Annotated in this window: 18 protein-coding genes; 14 read left to right on the top strand and 4 right to left on the bottom strand. The window is 73.5% G+C overall.

What is annotated here, in order from left to right; genetic code table 11:
* A complete protein-coding gene (locus ABZ576_RS08335; RefSeq protein WP_360737431.1) occupies positions 1–591 on the bottom strand; it encodes a membrane lipoprotein in 591 nt (196 codons plus the stop codon).
* Between the two features lie 61 nt (positions 592–652).
* Between ABZ576_RS08335 and ABZ576_RS08330 the strand changes: the two genes are divergently transcribed.
* The 3 genes from ABZ576_RS08330 to ABZ576_RS08320 all read left to right on the top strand — a co-directional run bounded on the left by ABZ576_RS08330 (position 653) and on the right by ABZ576_RS08320 (position 2,671).
* Positions 653–1,285 (top strand): VOC family protein, encoded by a 633-nt coding sequence (locus ABZ576_RS08330; RefSeq protein ID WP_360737428.1) that lies wholly within the window; start codon positions 653–655, stop codon positions 1,283–1,285.
* A 99-nt stretch (positions 1,286–1,384) separates the two neighbouring features.
* Entirely contained in the window at positions 1,385–2,242 is an 858-nt protein-coding gene (locus ABZ576_RS08325) for a DUF817 domain-containing protein (protein ID WP_360737425.1), read from the top strand.
* A gap of 24 nt (positions 2,243–2,266) precedes the next feature.
* Positions 2,267–2,671, top strand: a complete 405-nt coding sequence (locus ABZ576_RS08320; protein ID WP_360737422.1) for a VOC family protein — start codon at positions 2,267–2,269, stop codon at positions 2,669–2,671.
* Here ABZ576_RS08320 and ABZ576_RS08315 read toward each other — a convergent pair.
* The 3 genes from ABZ576_RS08315 to ABZ576_RS08305 form a co-directional block, all read right to left on the bottom strand.
* Entirely contained in the window at positions 2,651–3,340 is a 690-nt protein-coding gene (locus ABZ576_RS08315; protein ID WP_360737419.1) for a helix-turn-helix domain-containing protein, read from the bottom strand. The two genes, ABZ576_RS08320 and ABZ576_RS08315, sit on opposite strands and share 21 nt — an antisense overlap.
* 5 nt (positions 3,341–3,345) lie before the next feature.
* Entirely contained in the window at positions 3,346–4,326 is a 981-nt protein-coding gene (locus ABZ576_RS08310; RefSeq protein WP_360737416.1) for a VC0807 family protein, read from the bottom strand.
* A 416-nt stretch (positions 4,327–4,742) separates the two neighbouring features.
* Complete coding sequence (locus ABZ576_RS08305) at positions 4,743–5,918, bottom strand: YihY/virulence factor BrkB family protein (protein WP_360737413.1); 1,176 nt, start codon at positions 5,916–5,918, stop codon at positions 4,743–4,745.
* 331 nt (positions 5,919–6,249) lie between these two features.
* Between ABZ576_RS08305 and ABZ576_RS08300 the strand changes: the two genes are divergently transcribed.
* The 11 genes from ABZ576_RS08300 (at position 6,250) to ABZ576_RS08250 (ending at position 17,712) form a co-directional block, all read left to right on the top strand.
* Positions 6,250–7,887, top strand: coding sequence for an acyl-CoA dehydrogenase family protein (locus ABZ576_RS08300; RefSeq protein ID WP_360737410.1), 1,638 nt, complete (start codon positions 6,250–6,252; stop codon positions 7,885–7,887).
* A 380-nt stretch (positions 7,888–8,267) separates the two neighbouring features.
* Entirely contained in the window at positions 8,268–9,572 is a 1,305-nt protein-coding gene (locus ABZ576_RS08295) for a GAF domain-containing protein (protein WP_360737408.1), read from the top strand.
* Positions 9,573–9,874: 302 nt separating this feature from the next.
* Positions 9,875–11,209 carry a hypothetical protein gene (locus ABZ576_RS08290; RefSeq protein WP_360737406.1) on the top strand — a complete coding sequence of 445 codons (1,335 nt, stop codon included), beginning with the start codon at positions 9,875–9,877 and terminating at the stop codon, positions 11,207–11,209.
* Between the two features lie 166 nt (positions 11,210–11,375).
* Complete coding sequence (locus tag ABZ576_RS08285) at positions 11,376–11,948, top strand: GNAT family N-acetyltransferase (protein WP_360737404.1); 573 nt, start codon at positions 11,376–11,378, stop codon at positions 11,946–11,948.
* Positions 11,949–12,075: 127 nt separating this feature from the next.
* Positions 12,076–12,159 (top strand): putative leader peptide, encoded by an 84-nt coding sequence (locus ABZ576_RS08280; protein ID WP_309474722.1) that lies wholly within the window; start codon positions 12,076–12,078, stop codon positions 12,157–12,159.
* A 125-nt stretch (positions 12,160–12,284) separates the two neighbouring features.
* The gene (locus ABZ576_RS08275; protein WP_360737402.1) at positions 12,285–13,985 is read left to right on the top strand and encodes a nitrite/sulfite reductase; all 1,701 of its coding nucleotides are present in this window, start codon (positions 12,285–12,287) and stop codon (positions 13,983–13,985) included.
* Complete coding sequence (locus ABZ576_RS08270) at positions 13,982–14,164, top strand: hypothetical protein (RefSeq protein WP_360737399.1); 183 nt, start codon at positions 13,982–13,984, stop codon at positions 14,162–14,164. The genes ABZ576_RS08275 and ABZ576_RS08270 overlap by 4 nt, the downstream gene beginning before the upstream one ends.
* Positions 14,161–14,880 (top strand): phosphoadenylyl-sulfate reductase, encoded by a 720-nt coding sequence (locus tag ABZ576_RS08265; RefSeq protein ID WP_360737397.1) that lies wholly within the window; start codon positions 14,161–14,163, stop codon positions 14,878–14,880. Before ABZ576_RS08270 ends, ABZ576_RS08265 begins: the two co-directional genes overlap by 4 nt.
* A complete protein-coding gene (cysC, locus tag ABZ576_RS08260; protein ID WP_360737395.1) occupies positions 14,877–15,443 on the top strand; it encodes an adenylyl-sulfate kinase in 567 nt (188 codons plus the stop codon). Before ABZ576_RS08265 ends, cysC begins: the two co-directional genes overlap by 4 nt.
* Positions 15,440–16,375, top strand: a complete 936-nt coding sequence (gene cysD, locus ABZ576_RS08255) for a sulfate adenylyltransferase subunit CysD (protein WP_360737393.1) — start codon at positions 15,440–15,442, stop codon at positions 16,373–16,375. Before cysC ends, cysD begins: the two co-directional genes overlap by 4 nt.
* 2 nt (positions 16,376–16,377) lie before the next feature.
* Complete coding sequence (locus tag ABZ576_RS08250; protein ID WP_360737391.1) at positions 16,378–17,712, top strand: GTP-binding protein; 1,335 nt, start codon at positions 16,378–16,380, stop codon at positions 17,710–17,712.
* Positions 17,713–17,747 lie beyond the last annotated feature (35 nt).

Raw genomic sequence — 17,747 nt, 5'->3', positions numbered from 1 at the left:
TCACCCCCCTTGGCCCACGCTGTTGTCCGGCGCCCCGTCGCCGTACGAGGGGAGGTCGCCGCGCTCCACCGGGGCCGTCGCCGTCGGGGCCGGGGGCAGGATCGCGGCGAGCTCCGCCCGTGCGGGGCGGCGCACGGCGTCCGCGGCCCGGCGGAGCACCTCGGGCGGGACCTTCTCGCCGTAGAGCCGCACCACCTGCCCCTTCGCCGGCGCCCGGCACACGTGACGCTCCGGGCAGTCGGCGGCGCTGCCCCGCTCCGCGTACAGGTGCAGCACGGCCCCGCCCTTCGCCCAGTAGGCGACGGAGAAGCCGTCGTCCCCGTTCACCCCGACGGACTGCCGGGCGAGCGTGAACCCCGGTACGTCGGTGACGTACACCAGTTCCGGTGCGATGCCCAACGCGCGCAGCCGGCCGTCCGGGTCGGGCGCCTCCGAGACACCGGGTGAGGGCGTCCGGGTGTGTCCCGCGTCCGCCTCGGAGGCACTGGGCGCGGGTGTCCGGGGGTGTCCCGCGTCCGCCTTCCCGGTGCCGCACGCCGTGAGCAGCGCGGGGAGGAGCAGCAGCGGCAGGGCGCGTGGGGTTCGGATCATGTGCCCATGGTGCCGCACGGCCGTTCCCCGGGGCGGGCCGCTTCCCGTAACCTCCTCCGGAATGAACGCCATTCCACCGCTGCTGGACCATCTCGTGCTCGCCACACCGGACTTGGACGCGACGGTCGCGGAGTTCGCCCGGCGCACCGGGGTCACGCCGGCGCCCGGCGGGGAGCACCCGGGGCTGGGCACGCGCAACCACCTGGTGGGGCTGGGGGGCCGCAGTTACCTGGAGATCCTCGGCCCCGATCCGGAACAGCCCGAGCCCGCCGGGCCGCGGCCGTTCGGCGTCGACCGGCTGGCCGGACCCGCCGTGCTGACCTGGGCCATCAGCCCGCCCGACCTGGACGCGGCGATCGCGGCGGCCCGGGCCCGGGGCCACGACCCGGGCCCCGTGCGGCCGATGAGCCGCCGCACCCCGGACGGCACCGTACTGCGCTGGCGCCTGACCGACGGCGACCCCGGGGACGCGTCGGGCCTGGTGCCCTTCCTCATCGACTGGCAGGAGTCCCCGCATCCGACGGCCTCGGGACTGCCGGTCACCCCCCTGCTGGCGATGTCGGCCTCGGCCCCCGACCCGGAGAAGGTGCGCGGCCCGCTGGCCGCCCTGGGCACCGCGCTGACGCTCACCACCGGACCGGCCGCCTTCTCCTTCACCGTGGACACCCCGAACGGGCCGGTCGTCCTCGGCTGAGCGCCGGGGCGGTGGCGGAACCTCACCCGCCCACTATTTGAACACGTTCAACAGTCCCCCTAGGATCGGGGCCCTCGCCGTCGACGTGGAGGAGGGGGCATGCGTCGCGAGGAACGGTCCGCCGTGGGAGGGCTGCGGCACGGGATCGGCCAACTGGTGCGCTTCGGCGTCGTACAGGCCCGCGCCTGCGCCTACGCCGTGGCGCTGCTGGCCGGGATCGGAGCCTCCCGGCTGCTGCCGCCCCTGCCGGTGGCCCGCTACGACCTGGTCCTCGTCTACGGCGTGCTGCTCACCCTCGTCGCCCGCCGGGTGGGCTGGGAGACCCGGCGGGACACCGCCGTGATCGCCGTGTGCCATGTGCTGGGGCTGCTGTTCGAGCTGGTCAAGGTGCGCCTGGGGTCCTGGAGTTACCCCGAGGACGCCCTCACCAAGGTCGGCGGCGTGCCGTTGTACGGAGGTTTCATGTACGCGGCGGTCGCCTCCTACGTGTGCCGGGCCCGGCGGCTGATGCGGCTGCGCTACACCCGCTACCGCGCCGCCGCCACGGCCCTGGTGGCCGCCGCCGTCTACGCCAACTTCTTCACCCACCACTGGATACCTGACCTGCGCTGGCCGCTCGCCCTGGCGATGGCCGCCGCGACCGCCGGAACCTGGGTGGGCTTCAGCGTGGGCGCACAGCGCTACCGCATGCCACTGGCCGTCTCCTTCGTGCTGATCGGCTTCTTCCTCTGGGTCGCCGAGAACGCGGCGACCTACGCGGGCGCCTGGAGCTACCCGCAGCAGCTCGGCGGCTGGCAGCCGGTGCCGCTGACCAAGTTCGGCGCGTGGTCCCTGCTGATCAGCGTCACGTTCGTGCTCGCCGAGCACCTCGCGGCAAGCGGCCCGGACGGCCGCGCCGGGCGCCGGGAGGCCGGCCGGTGTCCGCCACCGGTGTCCGATTCCTTCAAGACCGGCTGACCGGCCGCCGCCTACCGTGGCCGCATGACCCCACGCTTCGCAGTGATCGGCCTGATGACCTCCGATCTGACCGCCTCCCTCGCCTTCTACCGCCGCCTCGGGCTCGTCTTCCCCGAGGGCGCCGAGGACCAGCCGCACGTCGAGGCCGAGTTGCCCGGCGGGCTGGTGCTCGCCCTGGACACCGAGGAGACCATCCGCTCCTTCCACCCCGGCCGGCGGCCGCCCGCCGGCGGCGGGCGGGTCTCGCTCGCCTTCCGGTGCCACTCCCCCGCCGAGGTCGACGCCCGGTACGAGGACCTGGTGGCCGCCGGCCACCACGGGGAGCTGAAACCGTGGGACGCCTTCTGGGGGCAGCGGTACGCCATCGTGCACGACCCCGACGGCAACGGGGTCGACCTGTTCGCCCCGCTAGACGCGCCCGCCGAGTAGCTTCCCGAGCGGCACACCCGCCAGCTCCCGCACCTCGCGCGCCATATGGGGCTGGTCCGCGTACCCGGCTCGGACGGCCGTCTCGGCGTACGGCGTCCCGGACCGGGCCAGCGCCAGCGCCCGCCGCAGGCGCAGGATGCGGGCCAGGGTCTTCGGGCCGTATCCGAACGCGGCCAGGCAGAGACGGTGCAGCCGGCGTTCGCCGACGCCGAGCGCGACGGCCGTGGCGGCGACCGGACGGCCCTCGTCCAGGCACTCCACCAGCCGCCGCAGCAACGGGTCGGGGGCCGCCGTCCGCGCCGCCCGCTCCAGAGCGATGTCCTCCAGCGCGCTGCCCGGGTCGGGGGCCGCCGCCACGCGGTCGATCAGGTCCCGCACCCGCGCCGCGGGCCACAGGTCCGCCAGTTCCACCCGCAGATCGCGCAGTTCGTGCGCCGGGACGCCGAGCAGGGCGGGAGCGGTACCCGGGAAGAAGCGGATGCCCACCCAGGAACGGGCCGGGCCCTCGGGGACGTGGGGGCGGGTGTCGGGGCCCGCGACCAGCAGCCGGCCCTCGCTCCACAGCAGGTCCATGCAACCGTCCGGCAGCACCGGCCCGAAACCGGTTCCGGTCGGGGAGTTCGTCCACACGACCGCGCCGGTCAGCCGGGACGCCCGTTCCGCGTACACGCCGGTCAGCCTACGCCGCCGTACGGCGCCCGCCGTGGCGGCCGGGGCCCGCTGTCCGCCGTCCCGCCCGGGGCGGTCGGTTCGGGCGCGGGGCCGGCCGTCGCGGAAGCGGGCGGGCCGGGTGTGCCGCCGGGTGCGCTCACCGGTGCGGGGGCGCCGAACAGCGGGAGGGCGTGGCGCAGGCGGAAGCGGCGGGCGTAGCCGGCGGTGATCACGGCGGTCAGGCCCAGCAGGGTGAAGGAGACGGCGCGGTCGAGCAGCGGGACCGTGTCGGTCGGCAGCGTGGCCGCGGCGAGGGAGCCCAGGGCGCCGTCGAGGAACTGCTCGGCTCCCCACACCAGCGTCAGGACGCGCAGGCCGTGCCGGAACGGGGCGCTGCGCTGCCAGAGCCTGTCCCGGGCGCGGGCCGCGCTCGCCGTGTGCAGCCGCTGTCCCAGCTGGTACGCCAGGGGTCTGCTGGTGAACACCGTGCCGAGCGCCCAGCCACCGACCGCGAGGGGGAGGACCGCGTTCTTGAACAGCAGGACGCGTGGGCCGCCGCCGATGACGGACACCAGCGCGGCGGTCGCCAGCAGGGCCGTGAAGAACAGGTCCAGGCCGTCGATCCGGCGGTACCGCACCGCTCCGGCCAGCAGCCGCAGGGCCGGCGGCGCGCCGCTCAGCAGCAGGGCGGGGGCCTGGCCGGCGCCGAGTGCCCGGGCGGCGTAGTAGACGACCAGCGGGAGGAGGAGGTCCACCGCGAGGGAGAGCAGAGCGCCGCGAACGGTCCCGGCGGGCCCGGCAGACCTCGCGGGCCTTCGGGGCTCCACCGGCTCGGGGGGCCCGAGGGGTCCGTGCGGCCGCGGGGGCCTGGCCGACTCGGGCGACGGGGCCGGCTCGGCCGGGCCGGCCGACGCCGCCCGCTCGGGTGACCCCGTCGGCTCGGACGGCTCGGCCGTGTTCCACCTCGTGCCGCCCCCGGGCCCGTGTCCCGTGGTGTCCGCCATGTCCGCCGCCTCCTGCTCGGTCCCTGGGCGGTGCCGGGCGGTGCGTCGGTGGCGGCGCCCGGCTGTCGTGCCGCGGCCGGACGGCTCCGGCCCGCACCATCACGCTAGGCGGGCGGAGGTGTCCGGCGGATCGGCGCGGGGGTGGAGTGCCGGGTGGACATTCCGGGGACAAGTACGGCCGCCTTCTCCGCCTCCGGGTCGACACCCGAGGGGGGAGAAAGGACGCCGGGCGCATCGGTGACCAGCCCCTGGGGACAGCCGCGGTCACCGCGCGACCACCTCTGCGCGGGCGCCACGCCCCACACGCCCGCCACTCGAAGCGGCACGCCACCCGGGCCGGTCGGCCCCACCGCAGCACGCCACCGGGGTTCCCCTCACCCCTGGGAGCCGGTCGGCGGCGCCGTCGGCCGGGGCGGTCAGTGCTCCGGGGGTGCCGTGTCGCCGTCGCCCGTGTGGCCGCCGTTGACCTTGTGCGCGTGGTGGTGCGGGTTCTTCGCATGGGTGCGGAGGCGGGCCGTCACGTCCTCCGGGGGCAGGAAGCGGGACCAGCGCTCGGGGAACTCGGACGGCATGTCGGGGTCGTCGGGGTCGGCCTCGCGGGCCGCCGCGGCACGCGCGACGTACTCGGCGACCTGCGCGTGGCGCATCCGCTCGTTGGCCTCGCGCGCGGCGGCCGTGGCGGCGGCGGGCCACACCCGGTCGATGGCCGCGTTCACGGCCGCGCCGACCAGCACGGCGAAGGCGGACACGCCGATCCACAGCAGTACGGCGACGGCGGCGGCGAGGGAGCCGTAGATGGTGGCGCCCTCGATGGTGTTCGTGAGGTAGATGCGCAGCAGGAAGCTGCCCAGGACCCACATCGCCAGGGCCACCAGGGCTCCGGGGACGTCCTCGATCCACGGGGAGCGGACGGGCACCGAGACGTGGTACAGGGTCGTCAGGAAGACGATGGACAGCACGATGACGACCGGCCAGTACAGGACCTGGACGAGCGTCTCCGACCAGGGCACGATCCGGACCACCGCGTCGGGGCCGGCCACCATCAGCGGCAGCGCCACCGAGCCGATCAGCAGCGCCACGATGAACAGCAGGAACGCCATGATCCGGGTCTTGACGATGCCCCGGACGCCGTCCAGGCCGTACATGACCGTGATGGTGTCGATGAAGACGTTCACCGCGCGCGAGCCGGACCACAGGGCGAACAGGAAGCCGATGGAGATGACGTCGGGCCGGCCGCCCTTCATCACGTCGTGCAGGATCGGCTCGGCGATCTCCTTCACGCCCTTGTCGGACAGCACCGTCCGGGAGGCCTCCAGAAGGTTGGTCTCCAGGCTGTGGATGGTGTCGGCGCCGGTCCAGTCGTCGACGTAGCCGAGCAGCCCGATCAGGCTCAGCAGCAGCGGCGGCACGGACAGCAGGGTGAAGAACGCCGCCTCCGCCGCCAGGCCGAGGATGCGGTACTCCATGCAGGAGTCGACGGTGTCCTTCAGCAACAGCCAGGCGGTCCTGCGCTTGGAGACGTTCCGGTAGAGGGCCCTGGCCCGGTGGAGCCGACCGGCCGGCCGCTCGGGGGTATCACTTGCTGGCTGCACGACCCAAAGGTATCCGCCACACGGGACCGCCCTCACCTTCCGGCCCGCTCCCCGACCCGCCCGGGCCGGAAAGAGGCCCCGCCGGCCCCCGCGGAGGGCTCCACCGGGCCTCCGAACGGCCCCCGATCCGGCACCCGCGTCCCCTCGCCCCCGGCACGGCCCCGAACGGCACCGCGTCCCCCGAACGGCACCCGCGTCCCCCGTCCCCGGCGCCCGGCAACCAGGCACGGCGCACTCCGCCATCGGCCCGAACCCCCTTTCCGCGCCCCCGCGCCCCCGCCGTGCCACTCTGGAAGCCATCACCTCCGCCATCCCGGGTAGGTTCGCAGTCATGGCAGGCACCTCCACCCACACCGTGACGAACCAGCCGCCCCCGCTGGTCGCCTACGACGTCTTCACCGCCGACCGGGCGCTCGCCGAGGCCGTCGACCGGTACACCGGCCCGGACGTGCTGGACGAGGTGCGCTCCGAGCTGTCCGCGCTCGGCCGGGCCGCCGGATCGGCGCAGCTCCAGGAGTGGGCGGTGCAGGCGGAGGAGTACCCGCCCCGGCTGCGCAGCCACGACCGCTACGGCCACCGGATCGACGAGGTCGAGTTCCACCCGGCCTGGCACCGGCTGCTCGGCAAGGGCGTCTCGGCCGGACTGACCGGCGCCTGGACCCGGCCCGCCGGGCATGTGCGGCGGGCGGCCGGGTTCCTGCTGTGGACGCAGGTCGAGGCGGGCACCTGCTGTCCGCTGTCGATGACGCACGCGGCCGTGCCCGCGCTGCGCGCCGACCCCGAGCTGGCCGCGGAGTGGGAGCCCCGGCTGGCGTCCACCGTCTACGACCGGGAGCTGCGGCCCGCGGGAGAGAAACCCGGCGCGCTCTTCGGGATGGGCATGACCGAGAAGCAGGGCGGCAGCGACGTCCGCGCGAACACCACCGCCGCACGGCCCCTCGCGGAGGACGGCACGTACCTCCTCACCGGGCACAAGTGGTTCTGCTCGGCGCCCATGTCGGACGCGTTCCTGGTCCTCGCCCAGGCACCGGGCGGGCTCACCTGCTTCCTGGTCCCGCGGGTGCTGCCCGACGGCAGCCGCAACGTCTTCCTCGTGCAGCGGCTGAAGGAGAAGCTCGGCAACCGCGCGAACGCCTCCGCGGAGGTCGAGTTCGACGGCACCTGGGCGCGCCGGGTCGGCGAGGAGGGGCGCGGGGTGCGCACCATCATCGGGATGGTCGCCGCGACCCGGCTGGACTGCGCGCTCGGCTCGGCGGGCCTGATGCGGCAGGCGGTGGCCCAGGCCGTGCACCACTGCACGCACCGGGAGGCCTTCGGCGGGAAGCTGGCCGACAAGCCGCTGATGCGCAACGTCCTCGCCGATCTCGCACTGGAGTCGGAGGCGGCGACCGCGCTCGCCCTGCGGCTCGCCGCGGCCTGCGACGACGGCGGCGAGCAGGAGCGCGCCTTCCTGCGGCTCGCGGTGCCGGCCGCCAAGTACTGGGTCACCAAGCGCTGTACGCCGGTGGCCGTCGAGGCCGCCGAGTGCCTGGGCGGCAACGGGTACGTCGAGGAGTCCGGCCTGCCCCGGCTGGTGCGGGAGTCGCCGCTGAACTCGATCTGGGAGGGCGCCGGGAACGTCCAGGCGCTGGACGTGCTCCGGGTCCTCGGCCGGGAGCCCGCCGCGCTGGACGCCTGCCTCACCGAGATCGGCCGGGCGCACGGCGCGGATCACCGGCTGGACCGGGCGGTCAAGGACCTGTTCAGCGAACTCGCCGATCTGGAAGGCGCCGAGGGGCGGGCCCGGCGGCTGGTGGAGCGGCTCGCGCTGGTCCTCCAGGGGTCCCTGCTGGTGCGGCACGCGCCGCCCGAGGTCGCCGACGCGTTCTGCGCCTCCCGGCTGGGCGGCGACCACGGAGCGTCCTTCGGCACCCTGCCGACGGGCCTGGACCTGGAGTCGGTGGTGGACCGGGCGCGCCCGACGCGGTGAAACGCGGGTCCACCCGGCCGGCGGGGAACCCGCACGCGGAGCCACGGGCACGCACAGCCCCGAGCCCGAGAACACGCGGAACCGCGCACCCGGCACACCGCTGAGGGGGGAGGCAGGGGGTGGTGCTGCGCCGACACGGCACCACCCCCGGCGACGGGGCCCGTGTTGAGCCCGCGGACGCGCAACGCGTCGTCGTCAAGTCTCAGCCACCCCACGGCCGTCCACCAGGGTTGCAGGGGGTTGCAACTTATGGGGGCACATGCGCGGAGTCTGTGCCTCCGCCATGCGCGGACCGGCAGTATGAGAGGCACAGTCGGACCGGAAACCGCCGCCCGGACGGCTTGACAAGTGTGTTCGACGCCTTTTCCGGGAGGACCGCAGTGGTGAACCCGCCGATGAACGTGGCGCGCCTGGCCGCCGTGGACGCGGCGCAGGCGGCGCGGCTGCTGAGCGAGGTACGCGAGGCCAGGCTCGCCGGACAACGTGCGCGGATCGCGCCCCGGCCGGTGATCGAGCAGTCGTGGGGACGGATGCTGCGCAGCGGCATGGATCCCGAACGCGATTTCCGGTCCAGGCTGCTGCCGTCCGACGAGGTGCGCCGCCGGCGGGAGGAGTCACCGCTGCGGCACGTCCTGCCGGTGCTGCGGCGCGGACTGCTTTCGGTCGCGGACGTCGCCCAGCACATCATGGTCGTCGCGGACGCCGACGGGCGCGTGCTGTGGCGGGAAGGGGCGCCTCCGGTACTGCGCAAGGCCGACGGGCTCGGCTTCGAACTCGGCGCGGACTGGCGGGAAGACGTCGTCGGCACCAACGGGGTGGGCACCCCCGCGGTGGTACGGCGGCCGGTACAGGTGTTCGCCGCCGAGCACTTCGTGCGTTCGCAGACCTCGTGGACGTGTTCGGGTGCCCCGATCACGGATCCGCGGGACGGCCGGCTGCTCGGTGTGGTGGACGTCAGCGGTCCGCTGGAGACCATGCACCCGGCGACCCTGGCCTGGGTGGACTCGGTGGCCAAGCTGGCCGAGGCCCGGCTGCGGGAGCTGCACACGGCCTCGCTGGAGGGGCTGCGGGCGGTGGCGGCGCCGGTGCTGGCACGGGTGGCCGGGCGGGCGCTGGTGGTGGACCGCAACGGCTGGACGGCGGCCGTGACCGGGATGCCGTACGTGCGGCGCGTGACGCTGCCCAAGTCGCTCACGCCGGGCCGCCGGTGGCTGCCCTCGCTCGGTACCTGCGCGGTGGAGCCGCTGGCCGGGGGCTGGCTGCTGCGGGCGGAGGACGAGCCGCTCACCGCCCCGGCGCGCAGGATCGTGCTGGACCTCGCGCGGCCGGGCCGCTGCACGGTGACGGTCATGGCCTCGGCGGGTCCCTGGTCGCGGGAACTCAGTCCGCGGCACGCCGAGTTGCTGTTCCTGCTCGCCGAACACCGTGCCGGGCGGGGGGCGGCGGGGCTGGCCGAGGATCTGTTCGGCGACGCCGCCAGGACCGTGACCGTGCGGGCGGAGATGTCCAGGATCCGGCGGTACCTCGGGGGGCTCCTCCAGCATCGGCCGTATCGTTTCTGCGACGACGCGGAGGTAGAGGTGCTCTTTCCCGAGGACCTCCGCGACCTGCTCCCCCAGTCCACGGCACCGGCGGTGATCCGGAAACGGCACGCCCCGGGGGGCGGTCCGGCCGGAGCGCGCTGACCGAGTGCGGCGGCCGCGCCCCGCCGGCCGGCGGCCCGGGCCCTGTCCCCGGCCCCGCACGGCCGCTCCGCGCCCCCGGCCCGGGCCCTGTCCCCGGCCCCGCACGGCCGCTCCGCGCCCCCGGCCCCGGCCCCGTTGCGCCGGCCCCGGCCCCGGCCCCGCACGCGTGTATTCCGCCCGTCTGTGCATCTTGGCCCTCCCCGGCCCCTTCCTGCCGTAGCATCCCCTACGGGCCTCCCCACCTGTTCCTCGCGTCAAAGTACGGACCAAGAGGCGCAGTTGGCCCATCCTCTGGAGGAGAGATGAAGCAACGCGGCAGACACCGCAGGCGCAGACGGGGCGCGGCGCTGCGCGCCGTCCTGACCGGGACCGCGCTGGCGCTCACCGCCGCCGCCACGCTCATCAGCACGTCCCAGGCCGGGGTCGCCGAGGACCCGGGCGCGCTCACGCCGTTGACCTCCCCGGCGGACACCGGCCGGCTCCGGCTCCAGGAACACCTGGTGCCCGCCCGCACCCTGGACCGCCTCGCCGCCTCGATGGGCGGCCCGGTCGGTGTGGACGCCGTGCTCCAGAGTGCCGACCGCGTCCTGCCCGAGGCCGCCGACTGCTCCGCCGAGGACCGCGCGTCCCTGCCGGTCGCCCCGGCCGCCGGCCACGCCTACTGCTGGGACCCGGCCGACACCACCGCCACGGCCTGGCGGCCGACCGCGGTGACCACCTCCGGGGACGCCGACGACGACGGTGTCTGGGGCACCCACCGGGTCGTCCTCGCCGGCTGGACCCACAGCACGACCACCGGCCGGACCGCCGAGCGGGGTCTCGCCAGGGTCGCCTTCGTCGACGCCGACGACCCGGCGCACCTGGCCTACCGCTGGGCGCTCCTGGTCGTCCCGGTCGACGGCGGCCGGGACTACCGGGGCCTCGCCTCCGAGGTCTCCGGGATGGTCTGGTACGAGAACAAGCTGCTGGTCACCACCACGGCGGGCAGCGCCGACGCGCTCTACGTCTACGACCTCGACCGCATCCACCGCACCACGGTCACCGGGCCCGCGATCGGCCGGGTGCCCGGCGGCTGGTCCGCCGACGGCTACGACTTCGTCCTGCCCGCGGTCGGCTCCTACCGCTTCGCCTCCGGGCCCTGCGCCTCCTCCGGCCCGCCCTGTCCCGGTGCGCTCGGCCTCGACCGCGGTACGGCGCCCGACAGCCTGGTCGCCGCGGAGTCGACCCCGCCCGACGGCGACCGGCCGGCCCGGCTGTGGCGGTACGCGTTCAGCGCGGATCCGGCGCGGGCCGGGCTGCTCGCCACGGATGCCGGGGGGCGGGCGGACGCGGTGGAGGCGTACCGGACGCGGGCCGCCGGGATCCGGGGCGTGCTGTCGTACCGGAAGCCGGGGGCGGACCGGGCGTCCTGGTATGTGGGACGGCTGCCCGGTACGCAGGACGGGCACGGCGGGATGTGGCGGCAGGACACCGGGCGTGCCCGGGCGGCCCGCTGCGGCGCCGACGCCTCCGACCGCTGCTGGGCGCAGGGGGCCGGCTCGCTCTCCTACTGGCAGGAGACGGGCGAGGTGTGGTCCCTCTCGGACCGCATGCTCTTCTCGCTGCCCCTGGCCGACCTCGACGGCTCCCTGGACTGACCCACCGGGCAGACTCCACCTGGTGGACACCGGCCTCGGCCGGAAGACGCCGGAGCGGACCGGCCGACCCCGTGGACCGGCGGCCCGGCCGACCCCACAACCCGGTGACCCGGTGACCCGGTGACCCGATCGACAGACCCGGCGGCGGGATGGTTCCCTGGCACGCATGAGCAGCGTCCCCGTCACCACCTGGTCCCTGGAGCAGACCTCCCCGGCCGATCTCCTGCCTGCCGCCGCACCCGACGGCGACGTCCGGATCGTCCGCGCCGAGGTCCCCTCCCCCGAGTTCAGCCGGTTCCTGTACGCGTCCGTCGGCGGCGACATCCGCTGGACCGACCGGCTGGGCTGGTCGTACGCGCGGTGGCTCGAGTACCTGGACCGGCCCGGTGTGGAGACCTGGGTGGCCTACGACCGGGGCACTCCGGCCGGCTATGTGGAACTGGAGCCGCAGGAGGAGGGCGTGGTCGAAATCGTCTACTTCGGGCTGATCCCAGCCTTCCGCGGCCGGCGCATCGGCGGCCATCTGCTGTCGTACGGCACGGCCCGCGCGTGGGACCTGGCCGAGCGGTGGCCCCAGCGGACGCCGACGAAGCGGGTGTGGCTGCACACGTGCAGCAAGGACGGCGAGTTCGCCATGGACAACTACCAGCGGCGGGGCTTCAAGCTGTTCGACACCAAGGTGGAGCTGGAACAGGACGGGCCCACTCCGGGACCCTGGCCCGGTGCATACCCCGCCTGATCTGGCAGGACAAGCCTCACGGCGGCGCATGTGAGCGACGACACCCTCGTTTCACCCTTCGAGACAAGGGTGTCCGCATGCCGGACGAAGCTGGACTGTGTCCAGATCGCCGTGACACGCTTCCGTCATGTCTGGAACTGGAATTGCCTTGGTGAGTCGGCGGCACGTCGACCTCGGCCGCATGTCCAGCGCCATCTGTCCGGTGAGCTGAGCCTCCCAGCACCGCCGCGAACCCCGTAACCCCAACCTCCTTGCGCAAGGACGCGCACGCCTGCCCGCGTGCGCGCATCTGTGCAGGTCAGAGCTGACTCCCACCCAGTCCCGAAGGACGTAACCATGGCCGCCACCCCGCAGAACCCCGCCGCCTCCGCGCCCCGCCGCAAGGTGAGTCGTCACCGCGGTGAGGGCCAGTGGGCCGTGGGCCACTTCACGCCGCTCAACGGCAACGAGCAGTTCAAGAAGGACGACGACGGTCTCAATGTGCGGACACGCATTGAGACGATCTACTCGAAGCGGGGCTTCGACTCGATCGACCCGAACGACCTGCGCGGCCGGATGCGCTGGTGGGGGCTGTACACCCAGCGCAAGCCCGGGATCGACGGCGGCAAGACCGCGATCCTGGAGCCGGAGGAGCTGGACGACGAGTACTTCATGCTGCGCGTCCGCATCGACGGCGGCGCGCTCACCACGCGGCAGCTGCGGGTGATCGGCGAGATCTCGCAGGAGTTCGCGCGCGGCACCGCGGACATCACCGACCGGCAGAACGTGCAGTACCACTGGATCCGCATCGAGGACGTGCCCGAGATCTGGGACCGGCTGGAGGGCGTGGGCCTGTCCACCGTCACCGCCTGCGGTGACACCCCGCGCGTGATGATCGGCTCGCCGGTGGCGGGCATCGCCGAGGACGAGATCATCGACGCGACGCCGGCGCTGGAGGAGATGAAGCGCCGCGTCCTGAACAACAAGGCGTACTCCAACCTCCCACGCAAGTTCAAGACGGCCATCTCGGGCTCGCCGCTGCTGGACGTCGTGCACGAGATCAACGACGTCGCGTTCGTCGGCGTACGCCACCCCGAGCACGGGCCGGGCTTCGACGTGTGGGTCGGCGGCGGCCTGTCCACCAACCCCAAGCTGGGCGTGCGACTGGGTGCCTGGGTGCCGATCGACGAGGTCCCGGACGTCTACGAGGGCGTCATCTCGATCTTCCGCGACTACGGCTACCGGCGGCTGCGCACCCGGGCCCGGCTTAAGTTCCTGGTCGCCGACTGGGGCGCGGAGAAGTTCCGGCAGGTGCTGGAGGACGAGTACCTCGGCGGGCGCAAGCTGATCGACGGGCCCGCGCCCGAGCAGCCGGTGCAGCAGTGGCGCGATCACATCGGTGTGCACCGGCAGAAGGACGGCCGGTTCTACGTCGGGTTCGCCCCGCGGGTCGGCCGCGTCGACGGCGCCACGCTCACGAAGATCGCCGACCTCGCCGAGGCGCACGGCTCCGGCCGGGTCCGCACCACCGTCGAGCAGAAGATGATCGTCCTGGACGTCCCGGAGGACCAGGTCGACTCGCTGGTCGAGGGCCTGGAGGCGCTGGACCTCACCGCCCGGCCGTCCTCCTTCCGGCGCGGCACCATGGCCTGCACCGGCATCGAGTTCTGCAAGCTGGCCATCGTGGAGACCAAGCAGCGCGGCTCCCAGCTGATCGACGAACTGGAGCGCCGCCTGCCGGACTTCGACGAGCCGATCACCATCAACCTCAACGGGTGCCCGAACGCGTGCGCCCGTATCCAGGTGGCGGACATCGGTCTCAAGGGACAGCTGGTCCTGGACGACCGGGGCGAGCAGGTCGAGGGCTTCCAGGTGCACCTGGGCGGCGCGCTCGGCCTGGAGGCGGGCTTCGGCCGCAAGGTGCGCGGTCTGAAGGTGACCGCGGAGGAGCTGCCGGACTACGTCGAGCGGGTGCTCAAGCGGTTCCAGGCGGAGCGCGAGGACGGCGAGCGGTTCGCGGCCTGGGCCGCGCGGGCTTCCGAGGAGGCGCTGTCGTGAGCGAGCGGGCCGCGCCCTTCTACTGCCCCTACTGCGGCGACGAGGACCTGCGTCCGCATGAGCAGGGCCATGGCGCCTGGGAATGCGGGGCGTGCAACCGCGCATTCCAGCTGAAGTTCCTCGGGCTGCTCGCCCGGGGCGTTCAGCGGGCCGACAACGGAGGGGATGACCGGATATGACGACGGCTCAGGAAGGCCGTACGGCACAGGAGCTGAAGGCGCTCGCCGAGCAGGCGGGCCGTGACCTGGAGGACGCCTCCGCGCTGGAGGTCCTCCAGTGGGCGGTGGACACCTTCGGCAGCGGGTTCTGCGTCACCTCCTCCATGGAGGACGCCGTGGTCGCCCACCTCGCCTCGCGCGTGCGGAAGGGCGGGGCGCCCGTGGATGTGATCTTCCTGGACACCGGCTACCACTTCCCGGAGACCATCGGCACCCGGGACGCCGTGGAGGCCGTGATGGACGTCAACGTCATCACCCTCACCCCGAGGCAGACGGTCGCCGAACAGGACGCGGAGTACGGTCCGAAGCTGCACGACCGCGACCCCGACCTCTGCTGCGCGCTGCGCAAGGTGCGGCCGCTGGAGGAGGGCCTGAAGGGCTACCAGGCCTGGGCGACCGGCCTGCGCCGCGACGAGTCCCCGACCCGGGCCGGTACCCCGGTCGTCGGCTGGGACGAGAAGCGGCAGAAGGTCAAGATCTCGCCGATCGCCCGCTGGACCCAGGACGACGTGGACGCGTACATCACCGAACACGGCGTGCTCACCAACCCGTTGCTGATGGACGGTTACACCTCCGTCGGCTGCGCCCCGTGCACCCGCAGGGTCCTGGAGGGCGAGGACGCGCGCGCCGGCCGGTGGGCGGGCCGCGCCAAGACCGAGTGCGGGCTGCACGGATGACGACCGATCAGATTCAGGAGAACCACGTGACGACCGGAGCCACCGTCTGGCTCACGGGTCTGCCGAGCGCCGGCAAGACCACCATCGCGTACGAGCTGGCGGGCCGGCTGCGTGCCGAGGGCCACCGTGTCGAGGTGCTCGACGGCGACGAGATCCGCGAGTTCATCTCGGCGGGCCTCGGATTTTCCCGGGAGGACCGGCACACCAACGTGCAGCGCATCGGCTTCGTCGCCGAGCTGCTCGCCCGTAACGGCGTCAAGGTGCTCGTGCCGGTGATCGCGCCGTACACGGACAGCCGGGACGCGGTGCGCAAGCGGCACCAGGAGAACGGGACGCCGTACCTGGAGGTCCATGTGGCGACCCCGGTCGAGGTGTGCAGCGTGCGCGATGTGAAGGGGCTGTACGCGAAGCAGGCCGCCGGCCAGCTGTCGGGGCTCACCGGGGTCGACGACCCGTACGAGGAGCCGGAGACGCCCGATCTGCGGATCGAGTCGCAGCACCAGACCGTGCAGGAGTCCGCGGCGAGCGTGTACGTTCTGCTCAGCGAGAGGGGACTGGCATGACCACGATCGCCACAGTCGAGAACGGCACGGACAGCCCGTACACCCTGTCGCACCTGGACGCGCTGGAGTCCGAGGCGGTGCACATCTTCCGCGAGGTGGCGGGCGAGTTCGAGAACCCGGTGATCCTGTTCTCCGGCGGCAAGGACTCCATCGTCATGCTGCACCTCGCGCTGAAGGCGTTCGCCCCGGCCGCGGTGCCCTTCTCCCTGCTCCATGTGGACACGGGACACAACTTCCCGGAGGTCCTTGAGTACCGGGACCGTGTGGTGGCCGCACATGGGCTGCGCCTCCATGTGGCCTCCGTCCAGGACTACATCGACCGCGGTGTGCTCAAGGAACGGCCCGACGGCACCCGCAACCCGCTCCAGACCCTCCCGCTGACCGAGAAGATCCAGTCGGAGAAGTTCGACGCGGTCTTCGGCGGCGGCCGCCGCGACGAGGAGAAGGCCCGCGCCAAGGAACGCGTCTTCTCCCTGCGCGACGAGTTCTCCCAGTGGGACCCGCGCCGCCAGCGCCCCGAACTGTGGAACCTGTACAACGGCCGGCACGCCCCCGGCGAGCACGTCCGGGTCTTCCCGCTGTCCAACTGGACCGAACTGGACGTCTGGCAGTACATCGCCCGCGAGGGCATCGAACTGCCGGAGATCTACTTCGCGCACGAGCGCGAGGTGTTCCAGCGCAACGGCATGTGGCTGACCGCCGGCGAGTGGGGCGGCCCGAAGGACGGCGAGACCGTCGAGAAGCGGCTCGTGCGCTACCGCACGGTCGGTGACATGTCCTGCACGGGTGCCGTCGACTCCGACGCCACCACGCTGGACGCCGTGATCACCGAGATCGCCGCGTCCCGGCTGACCGAGCGGGGCGCGACCCGCGCCGACGACAAGCTGTCCGAGGCCGCGATGGAAGACCGCAAGCGCGAGGGGTACTTCTAAGCATGAGCACGACCACGACCGAGGCGCTCTCGGCCACGACCCTGCTGCGGTTCGCCACCGCCGGCTCCGTCGACGACGGCAAGTCCACGCTCGTCGGACGGCTGCTGCACGACTCCAAGTCGGTCCTCACCGACCAGCTGGAGGCCGTGGAGCGCGCCTCCGCGAGCCGCGGCCAGGACGGCCCGGACCTCGCCCTCCTCACCGACGGCCTGCGCGCCGAGCGGGAGCAGGGCATCACCATCGACGTCGCCTACCGCTACTTCGCCACGCCCCGCCGCCGGTTCATCCTCGCCGACACCCCGGGCCATGTGCAGTACACGCGGAACATGGTCACCGGTGCCTCCACCGCCGAGCTGACCGTCATCCTCGTCGACGCCCGCAACGGCGTGGTCGAGCAGACCCGCCGGCACGCGGCCATCGCCGCCCTGCTGCGCGTCCCGCACGTCGTCCTCGCCGTCAACAAGATGGACCTCGTCGGCTACGAGGAGCGGGTCTTCGCCGCGATCGCCGAGGAGTTCACGGCGTACGCGACCGACCTGGGCGTCCCCGACGTCACCGCGATCCCGATCTCGGCGCTGGCCGGCGACAACGTGGTGGAGCCGTCCGCCACCATGGACTGGTACGGCGGCCCCACGGTGCTGGAGCACCTGGAGACCGTGCCGGTCACCCACGACCTGGCGCACTGCCACGCGCGGCTGCCCGTGCAGTACGTGATCCGCCCGCAGACCGCGGAGCACCCGGACTACCGGGGCTACGCGGGCCAGATCGCGGCCGGCACCTTCCGGGTCGGCGAGCAGGTGACCGTCCTCCCCTCCGGCCGTACGACGACGATCTCCGGCATCGACCTGCTGGGCGAGCCGGTGGACGTGGCCTGGACGACGCAGTCGGTGACGGTGCTGCTCGCGGACGACATCGACGTCTCGCGCGGTGACCTGATCGTGCCGACGAAGGACGCGCCGGCCACCACGCAGGACGTGGAGGCGACCGTCTGCCATGTCGCCGACGCCCCGCTGACCGTGGGCCACCGGGTGCTGCTCAAGCACGGCACGCGCACGGTCAAGGCGATCGTGAAGGACATCCCGTCCCGGCTCACGCTCGACGACCTGTCGCTGCACCCGCACCCGGGCCGGCTCGTCGCCAACGACATCGGCCGGGTGAAGATCCGTACCGCCGAGCCGCTGCCGGTCGACTCCTACGCCGACTCGCGCCGCACCGGCTCCTTCATCCTGATCGACCCCGCCGACGGCACCACGCTCACCGCGGGCATGGTCGGCGAGTCGTTCGCTTCGCCGGAGCCCGTCAAGGGCGAGGCCGACGAGGACGGCTGGGACTTCTGACCATGAGATCCGACGCCTACTCGACGTTCGCGAAG

It is taken from the genome of Streptomyces sp. NPDC013455, from assembly GCF_040632975.1.
GTDB lineage: Bacteria > Actinomycetota > Actinomycetes > Streptomycetales > Streptomycetaceae > Streptomyces.
This window is presented reverse-complemented; position numbering and strand designations above follow the sequence as displayed.